This is a genomic window from Halogranum roseipondis (assembly GCF_059695585.1).
The window spans coordinates 227,517-244,177 of record NZ_JBUEED010000007.1 but is presented as its reverse complement, the minus strand read 5'-3'; the positions used below and the strand labels follow the sequence as shown (position 1 = coordinate 244,177).

The 16,661-nt window shown below is 59.2% G+C and carries 9 protein-coding genes and 3 pseudogenes; 7 read left to right on the top strand and 5 right to left on the bottom strand.

All coding sequences use genetic code 11. The annotated features are described in order from the left end of the window. Positions 1-81 precede the first annotated feature (81 nt). A complete protein-coding gene (locus tag EOHIBHHM_RS23445; RefSeq protein ID WP_497258355.1) occupies positions 82-1,419 on the top strand; it encodes an MFS transporter in 1,338 nt (445 codons plus the stop codon). A 56-nt stretch (positions 1,420-1,475) separates the two neighbouring features. Here EOHIBHHM_RS23445 and EOHIBHHM_RS23440 read toward each other — a convergent pair whose 3' ends face one another. Next, positions 1,476-1,922: a universal stress protein gene (locus EOHIBHHM_RS23440; protein ID WP_497258353.1), complete on the bottom strand. Its 447-nt coding sequence runs from the start codon at positions 1,920-1,922 to the stop codon at positions 1,476-1,478. Positions 1,923-2,076: 154 nt separating this feature from the next. Between EOHIBHHM_RS23440 and EOHIBHHM_RS23435 the strand changes: the two genes are divergently transcribed. Beyond that, positions 2,077-3,267 (top strand): ISH3 family transposase, encoded by a 1,191-nt coding sequence (locus EOHIBHHM_RS23435; RefSeq protein WP_497257546.1) that lies wholly within the window; start codon positions 2,077-2,079, stop codon positions 3,265-3,267. A gap of 302 nt (positions 3,268-3,569) precedes the next feature. Here the strand turns inward: EOHIBHHM_RS23435 and EOHIBHHM_RS23430 are convergent, their stop codons facing one another. The 4 genes and pseudogenes from EOHIBHHM_RS23430 to EOHIBHHM_RS23415 form a co-directional block, all read right to left on the bottom strand. Beyond that, on the bottom strand, positions 3,570-4,010 hold the full coding sequence (locus EOHIBHHM_RS23430; protein WP_497258351.1) for a universal stress protein: 441 nt from the start codon (positions 4,008-4,010) through the stop codon (positions 3,570-3,572). Between the two features lie 118 nt (positions 4,011-4,128). Then, a complete protein-coding gene (locus tag EOHIBHHM_RS23425) occupies positions 4,129-4,644 on the bottom strand; it encodes an HPP family protein (RefSeq protein ID WP_497258349.1) in 516 nt (171 codons plus the stop codon). A 1,040-nt stretch (positions 4,645-5,684) separates the two neighbouring features. Further along, a protein-coding gene (locus EOHIBHHM_RS23420) for an IS1595 family transposase (protein ID WP_497258347.1) occupies positions 5,685-6,574 on the bottom strand; the annotation gives its coding sequence in 2 pieces (ribosomal slippage) (positions 5,685-6,106 and positions 6,106-6,574; 891 coding nt in all). A 134-nt stretch (positions 6,575-6,708) separates the two neighbouring features. Next, positions 6,709-7,840: pseudogene (locus EOHIBHHM_RS23415) on the bottom strand (IS630 family transposase). A 57-nt stretch (positions 7,841-7,897) separates the two neighbouring features. Between EOHIBHHM_RS23415 and EOHIBHHM_RS23410 the strand changes: the two are divergent. The 5 genes and pseudogenes from EOHIBHHM_RS23410 to EOHIBHHM_RS23390 all read left to right on the top strand — a co-directional run. Beyond that, positions 7,898-9,475: pseudogene (locus tag EOHIBHHM_RS23410) on the top strand (VirB4 family type IV secretion system protein); the annotation flags it as partial. Beyond that, entirely contained in the window at positions 9,468-13,292 is a 3,825-nt protein-coding gene (locus EOHIBHHM_RS23405; protein WP_497258345.1) for an ATP-binding protein, read from the top strand. The pseudogene EOHIBHHM_RS23410 and the gene EOHIBHHM_RS23405, both read left to right, overlap by 8 nt. Continuing rightward, a complete protein-coding gene (locus tag EOHIBHHM_RS23400) occupies positions 13,289-14,173 on the top strand; it encodes a bifunctional DNA primase/polymerase (RefSeq protein ID WP_497258343.1) in 885 nt (294 codons plus the stop codon). Before EOHIBHHM_RS23405 ends, EOHIBHHM_RS23400 begins: the two co-directional genes overlap by 4 nt. Beyond that, positions 14,170-15,696 (top strand): primase-associated protein, encoded by a 1,527-nt coding sequence (locus EOHIBHHM_RS23395; protein WP_497258342.1) that lies wholly within the window; start codon positions 14,170-14,172, stop codon positions 15,694-15,696. The genes EOHIBHHM_RS23400 and EOHIBHHM_RS23395 overlap by 4 nt, the downstream gene beginning before the upstream one ends. Before the next feature lie 541 nt (positions 15,697-16,237). Beyond that, positions 16,238-16,510 (top strand): annotated as a pseudogene (locus EOHIBHHM_RS23390) (DUF8030 family protein); the annotation flags it as partial. Positions 16,511-16,661 lie beyond the last annotated feature (151 nt).

Below are 16,661 nucleotides of genomic sequence, written 5' to 3'. Positions count from 1 at the left end.
GCGAAGACAATGCTGTATAGCTACCTGGGTAGACGGAGCTCTTGTCAATATTCATAGACTATTGACAATAACTACTGAATAATGACTGAGTCAGAACAACTCGCAGAAGAGCATGGCGTTCGAGGGACACCTAAACGCGGGCTCATCATGTCCACGCTCGTCTTCTACGCGGGCCTAACCACCATCGTCTTCTACGGTGCTGCAGGGCCTATACTAGAAGAACACTTAGCACTCGCCGGCGTGCTCCATGGGCTTCTACTGGGATCACCGCACCTCAGTAAAGCAATTCTCAGGATTCCCTTCGGTGCATGGGTGGACGAAGTCGGTGGCCGGAAACCGCTTCTCATCCTCATGGCCTCGACGATCATTGGGACAGCAGGGCTAGTTATCACGCTGTTCATGACCTATCCGGAGAACTTCGACATGAGTCTCTACCCTATATTGGTGTTCTTCGGATTCCTCGCAGGTGCAGGAGGTGCGACGTTCTCCGCTGGAATCACACAGACCTCATACTGGTATCCCAGCGATAAGCAAGGGTTCGCGCTCGGTGCATTCGCTGGTGTTGGCAACATCGGTCCGGGGATGGTCGTCTACGTCCTTCCCGTCCTCATCGGCATCTGGGGACTGACGATGGCCTACTCAACGTGGTTAGTGTTCCTACTGGTCATCACCGCAATCTACGCAGTGTATGCGGTCGATCCGTACTACTTCCAGCTCCGAAAAAAGGGTAAATCTCCGGATGAATCACAAGAAATAGCTGACGAGCTCGGTCAGGACATTTTCCCGTCAGGTGGTACGTGGGACTCGCTGAAGACGTCCGCAAGAAACCGCCGAACGTGGGTTCTCGTCTTCCTCTACACAGTCTCCTTCGGCGGAGGGTTCACTTCTCTTTCAGCTTGGTTCCCCACCTATTGGGCAGAGTTCCACGAGCTCGGACTCTCAATGGCTGGCCTTCTCGCAGGTATCTTCATCGTCTACGGGTCTCTCATCCGGGTTCCCGCAGGCAGTGTCAGCGACAGATTCGGCGGCGAACTCGTTGCCATCATTAGCTTCGGTGTGATGGCTATCGGCGGTGCAATTATGACCTTCTTCACCGGATTCTGGCCCGCTATCCTCGGCATGATGGTCCTCGGAACAGGAATGGGATTCGCCAACGCAGCCGTGTTTGAGCTGGTACCGACGTTCGTCCCGGAGGCCGTTGGTGGAGCGTCTGGTTGGATTAGTGGCATCGGCGGCGGCGGCACTCTCGTTATCCTCCCACTGATGGGGCTCTTCGTGGACATCTACGGCCACATCGGGTACGCGCGCGGATTTGCCGTCTTCGTCGTCTTAAGTGGGCTCTGTGTTATCGTTGCAGCTGCCCTCAAATGGTTGATCTCGGAACCCGAAGAGACTGCTGACGAAGCTACTCTTCACTAAACACTCCCCTACACATCCATCTCACGAGGAGGGTAGACAGTGTTGGAGTCCGTATCTTACTCTTCAGGGTCTCGGTGAACAGTTAACACTGGGATCTCGGAGTGACGCACGACGTTTTCGGTAACGCTCCCGAGGAGGGCTCGTTTGACCCCAGTACGTCCGTGAGTCCCCATGACGATGACGTCGATATCGTTATCCTCTGCGTAGCTGAGAATGTCATCATTGGGGTTTCCACGACGAACGGCAGCTGTCGTTTCGATATTCCGCTCTCTAGCCTGTTCCACGACCGCTTTCGTTGCTTGGTGGCCTCGCTCCTCAAGTGCATCCAAGAGATCATCGAGGCCAGAGAAGCCCTCCCCCATGCCAGAGACAGTTGTGGGTTGGTCAACGATATAAAGCACGTGAAGCATCGCCCCATGCGTTTCTGCAAGCCCAACTGCCATCTCGACCGCGGGCCGGGCTGGATTACTACCATCTGTCGGGATGAGGATTCGGTCGAACATTCTCTGAGTTGTCCCTAAAGACGAATAGTTGATGACACGGTATAACGTTCGCTAGTTGTCCACTCTGGCTCAGGACTCCAGCAGCTGATACGTAGTACTGAGTGAAGCGGGTGAATCAGGGACCTGATTCATCCGCTGTCCGGATACGCACCTGATGAACTTTCCACAACTCAAGCAGGTGCTTACAGATCCGGACGAGTTCATTACGAACAGCCAACTCAAGACTCTTGCTCTGGAAGTGCTTGAGTTGATTCCGATGCCAGGAATCGAGGGCTCGCCCCTCGATTCCGGCGATATCATGGAAGTCGTTCTCCGTGCGGCTGTCGGCACAACCTCGGTCAACGGCGTCACGACCAACACAGACGAGACACCCAACAGAGAACCCGTCATGGAGTGGCTCCATACTCTCGACAAAGAGCCGATGCTGGACGCTGTCAACGACATTCTCGCGACGTTGGCGATGTCGGTTCTCGACCGCGACCGGTCGAGAACCGTCTGCATCGATTTCATGGACAACCCGTTTCACGGGCACCCAGCGGACGAAGACGAGTTCAGGCGAATGCAAGCGCGTGATGGCACGACGAAGTGCCATCGGTACTGCACGGCGTTCGTGCTCGCGCAGGGAAAGCCGCTGACGCTGGCGGTTGAACCGGTTGCTGGCGACGATAGCGCTGCCGACGCGGTCGAGCGCGTGCTCGCCCGCGTCGAACTGTATCCGTTCGAGTTCGACCGGATTCTCATGGATCGAGCAGCCTACGTCGGCGAGGTGATCGGCGTGCTTCGGGCGACAGCGCCGCCAGTCTTCCCGGTCAAGACCGGGAAAGACTCGCTCCGGAAGAAACTTTCAGCGACAGCGTCGTACATGACCGAAGAGACGATCTGTGAAGGCAAAGAGCACGAACAGACGTTTCCGCTGGCGGTGAACGTAACCTACCAAAACGGTGATCGCGGGAAGTCAGGACTCAAACAGACTGGATACGCGGCGTACGGTCTGGAAGACCGCACGCCGCGGCAAGTGGCGCGGATCTACAACAACCGCTCACGGATCGAGAAGAGCTACGAGAAGTTCCGGGAAGCGCGGGCCCTTACGACGACGCCATCGACGACAATTCGGCTCTTCTACGTGGGTGTAGGGTTCCTGTTAGAGCAGTTGTGGCTGGTGGTGCAGTGGGCAGTGCTCGCCCGGCCACGGCGTGGCGGGCGAGCACTCCCGGTAGATTTCACGTTCAGTGATGCGTTTCTCCATGGGATCGAACAGGTGTTGGATGACGAACTGGGCTGGAAGAGGAAGCATCGGACGAACGGGGAAGGACTGCCACCAGGATACGAGCACGGACTCGGGTGAGCCGCCTCGCTTCGACCGAAGCGAGGCTGGCGGGGAGCAACAGCTGTCTTCTGAGAGCGGTTTGAGCGATGGCCACAGCGGAAAACAACCAGATCTGAGACTCTTCTCGCAGTCTCTGTAGTGCCAAAAGTGTCCTTCGTCTCGTTTCGGCGTTCTCACCATGTCAGACCAGCCTCTTGCTGCCGCCGCTATCGAGAGAGTGGACAACTAGCGACGTTGGTCACAACTACCTCGCACTGACCAACACCAATCATTGGTTACGGAGACGAAAATGCTAGCTAACAGCTAATCAGCAGCCGTAGTTACTCACCAGCAGCATCCTTTCGCACGGTGAGTACAGACGCAGCGGCATGCCGAACGACTTTCTCGGCGACGCTTCCCAGTAGATGTCGGTCAAGTCCACTTCGCCCGTGTGTCCCCATGACGACGAGATCAATATCGTTGGCCTCGACGTACTCGAGAATTGTCTCAGCAGGCTCCCCTCGCTGGACAGACCCAGTGACAGATGAGATAGATGCCTGTCGTGCTCGGTCAGTTGCATCACCAACTACGTCTTCGCCTTCTTTTTCGAGACGGTCAAACGACGCATCCGAGCCACGGACGTTCAGTACTGGTTCTGTTTCGTCAACGACGTACAGAGCGTTAAAGGCTGCATCATACTTCTTTGCGAGGTCTATCGCTTGTTCGACTGCCTTATCGGCTGTTTCGCTTCCATCTGTTGGGAGTAAGACTCGGTTATGCATACGGTAGCCGTTTGATGCAGACGTCGAAAACACCTTTGGCAAGCCAGCACACCCCGTCGACTGTTCAGTTCAAGCATCGAGGCATTCGTCTCGAACGGCCCGGAAAGAGACCCACTCTTCACGACTCGCGCTGATAAGGGAGATCCCAAATCGGAAGTCGTTTTCCGAACAGTTCGTGGGTGCCAGCGACGATCAATACAGCTACGAAGAACACGATAGCGGCTGTGAGATCGTTAATGAACCCGAGCGCGATGATGAGCGTCGTAGCGTAAGCAGGTGGATGCACCCAATCGGTGACGAACATGCCAGCAGTCGTGAGAATTGCAGCCAGAAACGTTGAGAGAACTTGGCGGAGCCCGAGGAGCGACCGTGGGGGAATCGGTTCCCCTACTATAGGGTCACCGACGAGAATCTGGAATGCGATAATCGCTGAAATTGCGCCAATAAACTGCCCACCGATAATCCGCTGTGGATAGTTCATATCATCGTCGGGAAGCGTCGCAAAGAGAAATATCGAGGGGCCTAGGCTTGGAAGTAAAAATCCGAGCCCGGTAAACCAAGAGAGGGCCCCGAGGATAGCGAAATGAAATGCAATGTACGTACTTACATCGATACCTATCGATGGCCGTTTCATGAGTATCTCTGGAGATGAGTGGAGGGTAGGTAAGAGTCCTGAATAACCGTCGCCGATCTCGGGCAGTTGATGGTATCGACAAGGAGGCTGGTCAACTCGAGGAGATCCATTGCTAAATCGAGAAGTAGGGACCTTGTCATCACTGAAGGGTTTGTAAAGATCGTGAACAACACTGACGGAACCCTCGGACTGTGTCATTTCGACGAAAGGCCTCCAGACGAACGGAGTAGCGTCGATGTGACGGGTTCGTTTGATGAGGTCGGTGACGCGACCGTGGTTGCGCATCAACTCGGGCGGAGTCAGAACATCAGTTCCTGGTAGATGAGGTGAATCCCTCGGTCCAAATAAAGAATCCGAGGAGTCCCAGCCAGGCGACGAGGACAACAACGCTTGCTATTACTGCGGTAGCTGGGGTGTAGGCCGACGGATTGAACGACTCACTGTTAAGGGTGAGCGACCAAACAATTCCCACTACCCCGACGTACAGACCAGCAGCAAACGCCAAGACGAGCTGCTTTCCCTGAGATAGTGCGAATAACCCCTGTATCCATAGTATCATTTATTCCCGGATCCGATGGCAACGCTCACTATCATCGTCTTCATAGAGTGCAGCTTGCTGTTCGACGTACCGCTCTGGCCACTCGTTAAAATGGACTCTTAACCGATTAGCACCCTTTTCAACGCCATTCTGTACTGTTGAGCCTACAGATCTTGTGGCATTCACGAGATACCGAAGGGCAGGCGTGTCCTGTACCATCGATCTGAGTGTTTTGGTTAACGAGGTATATATTATCGGGATTGTCGACCGCTATAGTTGAAGACAAAAATACATACCCAAATATATCAATTCAATATTATAATTGAATTTTTATTAGTATTATGAATAACAAGACGTACTTTGAGAGATTAACCCCTCGACTCACCCCTCTCTTCTAACAGGTATCCGAGAGTTCCAAGAATGGGCTGAATCGAGTGTGCGAGTTTTGTAGACCGCTTACACTGAAGTCAGTGACGCCTAGCACCCGAAAAACATCCTCCGCTCATCCCGATACATTGTAACACAGCAGTTTCTCGAACCAGTCGTCCGGTGAGTTGAGTTTCAGTGCGAGAAAGCGGAGGTATTTCTGGAGGTGATACTTCGAGACGCCTCTGAACTTCGCCAGCCACTGGCGAAGGAAGCTGTGACGGTTCTCGCAGGTGTTTGTGTGGGCGTCACCGATGACGTAGGTGTCGGAGTGGGTGACGGCCAGATGGCCGTCCACCCCCTCCGTCTCCTCGATGTCGTCATAGATTGTGTAGCCGTCGGTACAGAGGATGACGCTTCCGTCGCCGTACTCGGAGATGTCCTCGTCAGCCTCTTGCAGATCCTCACAGACGAGAAATCGAACTCGTCCGTCATCTCGACGGACGAGTGTCAACACTGGCGGTTTGTCTGATTCGAAGGTTCCGCGCCCCTTTTTGAGAGTCCGCGCTCGCGCGGACTCCCATCCTCGTCCTCGTCTTCGAGTCCTTTCTCACCAGCAGTCACATAGACTTCGTCAGCTTCACACACATCGGAGAGGCTGAAGTCGTCGATATCACCACTCGCCTCCTGCACTTTGTGGACGTAGTTGAGGACGGCTTCGTAGTCTCGATCAAGGTCACGAGCGATCTGAGCGGTCGGCTCAGATCGCATCTCCTTGACGATGTAGAACATCTCTTCGAGACCGAAACGATGCTGGCCAAAGATCGTCTTTGTGAGGTCGTTAAAGTAGGTTTCGCAGTCCTTGCACCAGTACTGCTGAGCGTCCTTACCGGTCATTCCTCGCTTGACAACGTCGTCGCTCTCGCAATGGACACACGTCACCGTCTCGCCGAACCGGGCGAGACGGAGACGTTCAAAACATCGCTCTCGCGGTGGAAGGAAGACCTGAGCTGACTCCTGGTCCATCGTTGACCGCTACATGATTCGCCAACAGAATTGGTGTTACGATCTATCGAGATGAGCGAACATCCTCAGTACCTCACAAAGCATCCTCGGCTAGCTGTTTCTGAAGCCTGAGTGTAGCTTCAACCGTGGTCTCGCTAGTTCTCTTCCAACTCGACTGGGTAGAGTCGGCGTAGCTTGATCCGGGCGTCGTCGGTCGTGAATTGCCAGTCGATGAGTCGGTCAGCTGCGTTGCGATGCTGCTGCCACGCAGCGACCTCCGACCGGAGGGTCGCTGCGTGATAGATGCGACGGTTGAGGCACTGGCGTTTGAGGACGTTTAACTCGATCTCGGCCATGTTCAACCAACTGCCTTTCTTGGGGACGTAGTGGAACTCGAACCGATCAAGGTACGCTTGGGCTTGGTCTGGCGGGAAGAACTGATAGAAGCCGGCAGGGTTGTGCGTGTTGAGCTGATCGACCACAACCCGGATGCAGTCCGCATCCGGGTAGTGGTCGTCTGCGAGTTCGACCATCCGGTCGATCCATTCAACGGTGCGTCTCCGCTCGGTAATCGCGACGGTGACCCAGCCGGTCAACGGTTCTGTGGCGAGGTGAATCCGCTGTTTCCCGTTGCGTTCGTAGCGGTGATCAACACGTGCGACCGCTCCCGGTCGGGCCGGGAGCGGATCGCTCTCATGGCCACGGAGTGCTTTGCTGGACTCGTCGAAGCAGATGACCGGTCGGTTCTCGTTGTACGGTTCGTGATAGAGGTCGAGTACGTCCTCCATGTAATAGACGAAGTCAGCGTCCTGTTCAGGTGGAATCGCCCAGTAGTCGGAGAGATGCGGTTTGAGGGTGTTTTTTTAGGCGCTGTCGAACGGTTTCGTGAGAGATCGACTCAAAGTCGATCTCGTCAAGAGTAACGAGTTCGTCGGCGAGCAAGTGAAGTGTCCAGCGAGAGAGCCCTTCCGGCGGCTCACTACAGGCGAGTTTGATGAGGTGTGCTTCAGCTTTCCCGTCCATCTTGAGGTCGTACTCGCGGTCGGGCTTGCGGCGATGAATCGCCGCGAGCCCTCGTTCACAGTAGTTTTTACGTGCGTTGTAGGGAGTGCCGATTGAACAGCCGAGGTGCTCACAGATCTGGACATCTGTGAGCCCCTCGTCAGCTTTCAGGAGGATGCGCGCTCGGGTGATATCTTCGGCGTTGCGTTCACCAGTCGAAATGAACCACTTGAGCGTTCTGCGTTCTCCGTCAGAGAGTTCGACAACGTGCTTCTTTCTGCTCATTCCGGTAGAGAGGCGCTCAGAAAGCATGAACTAGCGAGTACAAACTTGAAGCTACACTCAGTCCAGAAGGTCAAGAGTGCGCTCCGCGACGACCCGGCAAACCTCACGCCGAAGACCGCGATCTGCCGGCAGGACCTCGCGCTGCAGTCGGCAGCTCCCATCGGTGACAACGTATTCGGGCGCGAGTCAATCGCCCTCGGTGGGGCCGTCGGCGCACTCCTTTCGTCGCCGCATAACGCAACCATCCTCGAAGAGGGCGGGGTCGAGTTCGGTATCCACAAGGACAACCAGAGTCCCGTCGTCATCGACCCGTTCGCCCGTGACAACGGGTATGCGATGTTCACCGTCGGCGATACTGGGTCTGGGAAGTCGTTCGGCTCGAAGCAGAACTTCATCCGCTCTATCGAGCAGAGTAAGGACCGCATCGGTATCATCCTCGAACCGCTCAACAACTGGGCAGGCGTCTCCGAAGCCCTCGGAGCGAAACGCATCACGGTCGGTGGGACGCTCGGGCTGAATCCCCTGGAGATTCGCCAGACGCCCGACCACGTCCAGCGAGCGATGGGCGAGGACGCGAGCCCGTTCAACGAGAAGCTCGACGACGCGATGAGCTTCCTGACGAACTTCTTCGCACTGCGCGGTATCTCACTCGGTGACCGCCGGACAACGCTTGAACTCGGCCTCAAACGCGCCTACAAGCGCAACGACATCACCGACGATATCTCGACGCACAGCAATCCCAGTCCGACCATCCGAGACATGATGGACGTCTTCGAGGACATGGTCGACGATCCAGAGTCGTTCGTGGTTCGGTCCGACGAGGAGGCCGGGAAGATCCGCGAGGACGCAACGTGGCTTCTCGACCAGCTTCGCCCCTTCGAGGAGGAGGGTCGCCACGCCAATCTCGGCAAGTCCTCGGAGTTCGATATCCGTGACGAGAAGGTCATCTATCTCGACCTTGCACAACAGGAGGGCAGCGTCGACAGCAGCACGGCGCTGACGATGCAGTTGCTCATCTCGCTCGTGTACGAGCGGGCGAAAGAGACTGACAAGGAGGTCGTGTTCGTCATTGACGAGGCCCGGTACATCATGCAGGACGCCGCGAGTCTGGCATTCTTAGAGACGGTGTTCCGCCATCACCGCCACCACGACCTCTCGATTCGTCTCGTCACGCAGACCGTCGACGAGTTCTTCGAGCACGCCGAATCCGAAGCCATTCTCGATCAGTGTGCCGTCAAGCAGTTCCATCGCCTGGACGGGATGGACGACCAGTGGGCCGACGAGTTCGGCCTGAATTACGCCCAGATGCGCTACGTGCAGGACGCGGTCCCCGGGAACGAGGATGCCGGATTTTCCGAGGCACTCGTCGGCGTCGACGGCGAGTGGCGTGGCATCAAAGTCGAGGCGATGCCCAAGGAGAAGCAAGTCATCGACTTCGACCCGACCGAACAGCGGCGGTCTTCACTCCCCGGTGCTGGCGACGACGCCGTCGATAGCAAGATGCAAGAGTTCCAAGCGGAGCTCGAGGCCCGAGCGACGAACGGAACGAAGGGAACGAAGGAAACGAACCGCGGATCAGACGCCGTCGAAGCTGAGCCAGACGGCGGGTCAACGGAGGGGATCAACGATGGCTGAGTACCTGCGCGTCACACCGACATCCGAGCGACTGAACCCGGAGAGCATCTCCCGCGTCCTCGACAGTCTCCACAAGCTGACCACGCCCGGCTCGTCGGGCCTCGGGGCGAAGCTGAACCCACTCCACAGTGAGACACCACCCCGATTCGAGTTCTTGGCTATGAGTGATGGCCCGGACGACCCGGTAGAGTTCTTCTACGGGGCCGATGCGCACCTCGATACACTCGAGAAGCGCCTCCGCTCCATCTATCCGGCCACATTCGACATCGAGCGCGTCGACGTCGACGTCGCCGCCCGGCTCATTCAACCAAGCGAGTTCACATTGCAGGAGTTCGTCGAACACTACGAGGCCGGGCGGCTGCAGTACGAGTTTGGCCCGGCAGAACAGTACGAGATCGTCGACGAGGAATCAGGGGACTCCGAGCCAGCCGAAGCGGACCCCGTTGTCGACGGCGGTACGGCAGCCACGAGCGTCCCCGATCATCACGTGACTGTCGGGGACTCAGCCCTCGAACTAGCGCCGCCCGATGCACTTCCAGACGACGAGGAAGAGCGACGGGCCATCGAGAAGCCGACGATGACACCGGCGGGAACGATTCTGGCTCGCCCGGCACAGGATGCTGTCTCGCCGCTCGGTGTCCGGTGGTGTGGCTCCGTGTCACGGAAGCAGGACTGGATGACCTCGCTGACGCCGTTCACAGCAGAGGAAACTGACGGCGACCTCTCGTCCGTCGACGAACCCGGCGCGGCGCTGGCGTCGCTGATCGACCATCTGATGGAGGCGAGGGCGCCGACCGCCTTCCAGGTGGTTTTCCAACGGCGTGCCAGCTGGCAGTCCGATGCGGAGGTGCGGAAAGAGGACCTCGTCGACGGCCGCGACACATTCTTCCAGGAAGTCGTCGGGTCGCTGCTCGAGGTCGAGGACCAGCGGAGCGACCAGGACGACCGGCAGCTCAGCGAGGCCGTCGAGAAGCGCATCGAGTACATCGACGCGAAGAACGCCAAACGGTCGTTCACGGTCAACATCCGGGCCGTCGGTGTCCCCACCGACGACACCCACGACGACCTCGATGGCCGGATGGACTCGCTCCTCCCGGTGTTCGATCCGCTTGATGGACCGTTCTACGAGGTCGAGGGGCAACGCCTCCGGGACAGCGGCTTCCGTGAGAAAACGAAGGAGAAGAAGGCACGAGCCGCTCTTCAGCGCCTCCTCAATCGCGAGTTGACGACGGGCCGGGGGAAGACACGCCCCGAGCTGGTCCTCTGTGGGACGGAGCTCGCGAACTTCGTCCTCGTCCCCTCCTCCGAACAGCTGACCGTCGAAGGGACGCGGGGAACGAGGGCCGAACAGCAGAGTCGGAATCCGCTCCCGTGGCCGAACCCGGATCTGATCCAGCAGTTCCAGGACGGGATGGCTATTGGCTACGCGCTCGACGAAAACGGTGAGCCACGGCCGGACCCCATCCGGATTCCGCCGGACCTGTTGCCGACGCATTACGGCCGGTTCGCGTCGACGGGTGGCGGGAAGTCGAAGGCCATCATCAACGACGCCCTCTCGCTTCGCGAGTCGACTGGTGGCCCCGTCGTCCTCGTCGACCCGAAGGGCGACGGGATGTGTGAGAACTACCTGCGCTGCCACTACGAACGATTTGGGGGCCTCGACGACGTCTACCACTTCCGCGTCCCGGAGACCATTCCCGCGTTCTCCTTCTTCGACATCCGGCCCGCGCTCGAAGCGGGTCGCAACCGTGAGGACGCGATTCAAGACAAGGTCGACCACTTCCACGACATCCTCCGGATGATTATGGGCCGCGAGCAGTACGGCCAGGCGTTCGTCGCGAACGAGATTCTGAGCTACCTTATCAAGGCGCTGTTCGACGAGGAGTACGGGAGCGACGTGTTCGGGCTGGACGATCTCTTCGCTGCTGCCCTCCGGATGCAGCGCGACCAGACGATTCCCCCGGTCTCGGCGGACAACCAGAACATCGAGGAATCGCTGACGCGCCACTTCGCGAAGGACAACCACCAGTTCCAGGTGTCGATGGACGCCGTCGGGAACCGCCTCGACAAGCTCAAAGAGGACGCGCATCTCCGACGGATCTTCAGCCACGTCCCCGAGCAGAACGACGCCGGCGAGTACGTCGACAACCGCTTCGACTTTCGCGAGTTCCTCGATGAAGACGCTACCATCATCTTCGACCTCGGCGACCTTCGCCCGGAGGCACAGCGAGCGATCACACTCCTCCTGTTGAGCAACCTCTGGGACGCCGTGCAGGTGCGCCGTCGCGACGGCCAGACCGACTACGAGAAGCTCACGAACCTCATCATCGAGGAGGCGGCGCCGGTCGCGTCGACGAAGCTCGTCTCCGAACAGCTCCTGCCGCAGGGCCGGTCGTTCGGCCTGAGTATGGGGCTCGTGATGCAGTTCCCCGAACAGGTGCGGAATCGGAACGAGCGGGCTTATGACGAGGTGCTGAACAACATCAAGACGAAGCTCATTGGCAACATCTCGATCGAGCGCGACCTCGCGGAGTCGCTTGCCCACGAGGACCTCAGCCCGACCGAACTCCGCAACCGAATCAACACGCTCCCAAGTGGCGAGTGGATTGCGCAGCTCCCGAGTCCGTCGTTCGGGGAGACTGGGCCGCCGCCGTTTTCGCTGAAGCCGCTGCCGATTGCGCCGGGGCATCCAGAAAGCGACCAACCGCTCACAGAGCCCCAGGAAGACCATTTCGAGTCCGTGTCCCGACCACGGATGGTCGAACGGACACAGGCCCAGTACGGGCTGACAGAGCCGACTGAGTCGGATACTGATCCGGAGGAGACTGGCTGGGGGAGTACGGGGGCCGAGACGACGGGTGCGGCTGCCGACGGCGACTCAGGAACGGACCCGACGCAATCCGCGTTCATCAGCGAATCGACGACCGAGGACGCGTCGACGTCGACCACCCAGCCCGCAACGGACAGCGACCCAGATGCGGACATGTCAGAGATGAGCCCCCTGTTCGGACAGGCCGCCGAGACGGACGAGGAACCAGCTGGTGACCAAGCAACGCAGCCGGAGAACGGGGCAACGCCCGTTCAGGAAAGTAGCGTGCCCGTCCCCGATGACGAACTCCAACAACGCGGGCTCAGCCGTGACGACGTCCGGTTCCTGAATCGGGTCCTCGACGTGATGAACCGAGAGGACGACGAGTACACGCTACTGGACAGGATGAGCCAGCTTCGGGACGAATACGACGACCTCCATATGGAGCGGCTCACGGAACAGGACCTCCTGGACGCGGACTCCGCGGCGGGGCGCAAGTACTACACCGTCCTCCCGGACGGTCGAGACCTCCTCGGGAGAGAATTGAAGGCGGGGCCAGGAGCGGGCGATCTCGGCGAGAAAACGCCACACAAGGTTGGCGTCCGGCTCCTCGAGCTCTGGCTCCAGCAGCGGGACGACGTGGTTCGCGTGGAACCGTACTACGAAACCGACGACGGCACCGTACTGGACGTGGCCGGCTTCGACGGGGACGGCGAGCTCGTCTGGGCCGGCGAAGCAGAGCTCGCGAGTAACAACCGGCACGCCCCGGTCGAGGATTACGACAAACTCAGCGCGGTGGACGCCGACGCGATCTGGGCCTTCAACAATCGCGAGACTGCGCTCGACGTCCTGGAGAGCCTTGCCGACACGGATCGGATCGACGAGCGGGTCAGCGGGCGGGCGGCACGGTCGTTCGCGACCATCAGGGACGCCGTCGACGAGTTCGATGCTAGTGGGCTGACCACCGTTCGGGGCTTCAAAAATCTCGATCAGGAACTCAACCCATGACCTGGCGACAGGCGACCCGCGAGGAGATTTACGCCTACTACGCCGAGGAGTTTCCCCGCTATCTGGACGACCTGCCGGAATTCATCACGGCGACCGGCCCGAAACAGTACGCCGTCGCCTTCCGCGAGTCCCATCCGGTCCGCAAAGACAAGGTGCCGGCCAAGGACTTCATCCGGCGGGATACGTGGCAAACAGATCCGTCGGGGGACCGAACGACGCCCGAGTTCGACGACTTCGAGGACGTCGTCGAGTTCATACGACACCCCGCTCGCAACGACCCGCTGGGACGAAGCGAGTTCGCACTCGCTGATCCGGAGGTGCTGGAGCAGCCGGACCCACGGCCCGACGCCGTCTACTATGCGCTGGATCACTGGGAACGACCCTGGGTCCTCCTCGTCGACATCGACGCCAAAGAGATCGCCCGAGACCGAGCGGACGAGATGGTGTCGGCGGACGTCGACGATCGGGACGACGATGCGCTCCTCGACGCTGCGGGGATCCTCGACGCCGCTCCCGAGGGGTATCCGTACGCCTTCGAAGACGTCGACCGCGCCATCGAGTACGGGTTCGAGGTGCGCGACATCTTCGAGGACAATTTCGACGCCGAGGAGACGATGGTCGTCTACAGCGGGCAGGGGGTCCACGTCTACCTGCTGGATACCGACCCGGCGCACCGATACGACGAGCAGAGTCGCGAAGTGTTGAACGACCTCCTCCTTGAGACGTACGACATCCCCATCGACCCCGTCGTGACGGCCGACCGCCGGCGGGTCGCCCGCCTGCCCTACTCACTCCACGCCGACGTCTGTAGCATCGTTCAACCCATCGAGAGCCCGGCATTCGACGTTCGGTCGGCGACACCCGAGGTGATCGACGAATGAGTCCGAGTACGCCCACCGACGACCAGGACATGGCGTATCGAGTTGCGGCACTCCCGCTGGAGTACGGCGAGACCCGCATCAACCAGCTGTTTACACGTAGCTACAACCGATACATCGTCGACGGCGAGGACCAACCCGAGGACCTCGTGAACGACGTCGAGCGGTTCGGGACGGCGGCGTTCAAAGAACAGGTTCGTGCCGACGCCGCCGAGGAGCCGTTTGTCGACGAGCCGGGGACGCTCGCCGTGCTCGCGACGTTGAGTGCGATCTGTGTGAAAGCACACCCGAAGTTCGAGCACGCGTCACCACGGAACATTCAGGTACTCTACGACATCCGAGAGCTGTACGTCAACAATCTCGCCTCCCTCATCCGCGCCCACGGAGATGGGTCGCTCCAACAGGACATCGCCGACGTGCTGTACAGCAAGGAGCCCGGTGAGGATGGCCCGCATCCGGGTCGAGTCTGTACGGGTATCACGGAGATGCCGGAGTTCGGGGAGGGCCTGTACCTCGAAATCCCGATGGCGGCGGCGTCACGCAGATGTCTCGTTCGAGTGGAGGACGAGGCGTCGACGGGGAGTGACGATAGTGGGGAGATACTGACGCGAGTGAAAGACAACAAGCTGTACGTCCCGGTCGGTGATTTCGACAGCAAGTATCGGGACTACGCTGAGCGGGCGTTCAAGAAGCTCCTGCGGGTGCAAGAAGACGGGCTCTCCGACGACCAGCTGACGTGGCTGACCACGAACGAGTCGGCGATCACGGAGCGGATCGACCGCTTCCTCGAGACCGGCCACCACGAGCGCATCTGGCGGAACTGGGACCGTGGGGAACGGACGATCCGCGTCCTCCGACGAGCCCTGAGTGACGCGCCCGATGACGTGGCGCAAAAGGGTGAGTTCCATACGGCGAAGGCGCTCTATCGAGCGGTCGAGGCGTATGAGGCCGAGGACGAGTGGGAATCCTCTGTAACGGACTGGATCTCGAGTCCGAGCAGTCTCGCGAAGACGCTGGCCGACCACGAGTCCCACTCGGCCGTCACGATCGACCGCGACGGGCGCGTCAATACGTACCGAATCGGACGAGCCGGAACCGGCGCCGAACAGATCGAAGTGCGAGAGATCGAGGACCTCTTCGAACTCCCCTGTATGGCGAATATGGAGGAGCGACTACACGAGAAGAAGCCCGTGCGGAAGGACCTCTACAACTTCGCCCGGATGGTGATGTGGCTGCCGCAGTACCAGGACAGCAGCCTCGACGAGATCGTCGCGGACCTCAAGGACGTCTTCTCCCGGTGGCCGTGGTACGACGAGCAGGAGACCGAGTACCAGGTTCGCTACGAATTCTCGAACACGATCGACGGCGACACGCCGTTGCCGATGAACTGCGATAACGACGATCTACAGCGCTACTGTATCGGCCAGGACCAGTGTCCCTACTCGATCTGGGGCAGTCTCCCGTTTCCGGATGAGATGTACGAGCAAGTGGACGAGCAGTCCGCCGGTCCCGCTGAGCAATTCTAGATCATAGTCTTCCCTCAGATTGTCGAAAATTGTTTGCAGACCAAGGACACCCCCTTCTGAATCCTCGTCGAGCAATTTTCAGCGTCTAACACGGCCAGAATCGAGAGAATCGGGGGTAATCCACAATTCGAAGTACCGAGACGGATAACCTCAAGGAGCTCAGAATAGGTGAAGCAGTAACCCCAAAGAAGTCGGATATCGCCGATATCACCTTTGTTACCCCGCCGTCGAGCAATTTTTGTAACCACAGGGTTATTCCGGAACTCGTCGAGGTACTTTCTACGCCTTCAAATCGGCCCGACGAGTTTTTCCTTCGGTTTGAGGGCGTTATAGTGTCTTGCATATCGCGGTTTTCGTCCAAAGAAAGAGGCGATATGCAATGTGCGAAGGCCGCCGGCTCTCTCAGGCCGAGGGGCCATTACAGGGGTAGCGGAACTACAGAATTATCAGGTTTAGCGCATAGGTTGGCGGGGTGCGTTTCGGAGGTGTCTGTCGCCCCCACGAGGGGGTGGCGGGGCGCATCACGTGCCCCCGATAGACGATGGCTTCGGAACGACGCAGCACGAGACGAGCAGCGGATCACGCAGCAACTACGCCCGACGGTGAGGCGCCGTGGGCGGACCTCGAGATGGCGGTTCCCACCGACCGGGATCACGCGTCGGTCGTCGCCCTCGTGGAGTGTGCCCTCGTCGAACTCACGCACGAGACCGTGGGCGCCGTCTTCATCTCCCGGCAGGTCGGGCGGTCGACGCGGACGCAGTCCGTCGCCCGCGACGACGTCGGTGAGCAGTTCCAGAAGCGGCACGTCGACGACCCGTTCAAGACGAGCGCATCACCCAGCTCACGCGGTCGGCATCGACACGAACCGACGGGCTGCGGACCGAACGGGAACCGGCCCCAGCTTCACCGGCAAATCGGGGATGCCCTCGAGACCCCCCGACCGTCGGCTTAACCAACAACTCTGT

Coding starts and splice junctions, on each gene's coding strand:
- EOHIBHHM_RS23395 (WP_497258342.1), top strand. CDS start 14,170: ATGAGTCCGAGTACGCCCACCGACGACCAGGACATGGCGTATCGAGTT.
- EOHIBHHM_RS23425 (WP_497258349.1), bottom strand. CDS start 4,644: ATGAAACGGCCATCGATAGGTATCGATGTAAGTACGTACATTGCATTT.
- EOHIBHHM_RS23445 (WP_497258355.1), top strand. CDS start 82: ATGACTGAGTCAGAACAACTCGCAGAAGAGCATGGCGTTCGAGGGACA.
- EOHIBHHM_RS23435 (WP_497257546.1), top strand. CDS start 2,077: ATGAACTTTCCACAACTCAAGCAGGTGCTTACAGATCCGGACGAGTTC.
- EOHIBHHM_RS23405 (WP_497258345.1), top strand. CDS start 9,468: ATGGCTGAGTACCTGCGCGTCACACCGACATCCGAGCGACTGAACCCG.
- EOHIBHHM_RS23430 (WP_497258351.1), bottom strand. CDS start 4,010: ATGCATAACCGAGTCTTACTCCCAACAGATGGAAGCGAAACAGCCGAT.
- EOHIBHHM_RS23440 (WP_497258353.1), bottom strand. CDS start 1,922: ATGTTCGACCGAATCCTCATCCCGACAGATGGTAGTAATCCAGCCCGG.
- EOHIBHHM_RS23400 (WP_497258343.1), top strand. CDS start 13,289: ATGACCTGGCGACAGGCGACCCGCGAGGAGATTTACGCCTACTACGCC.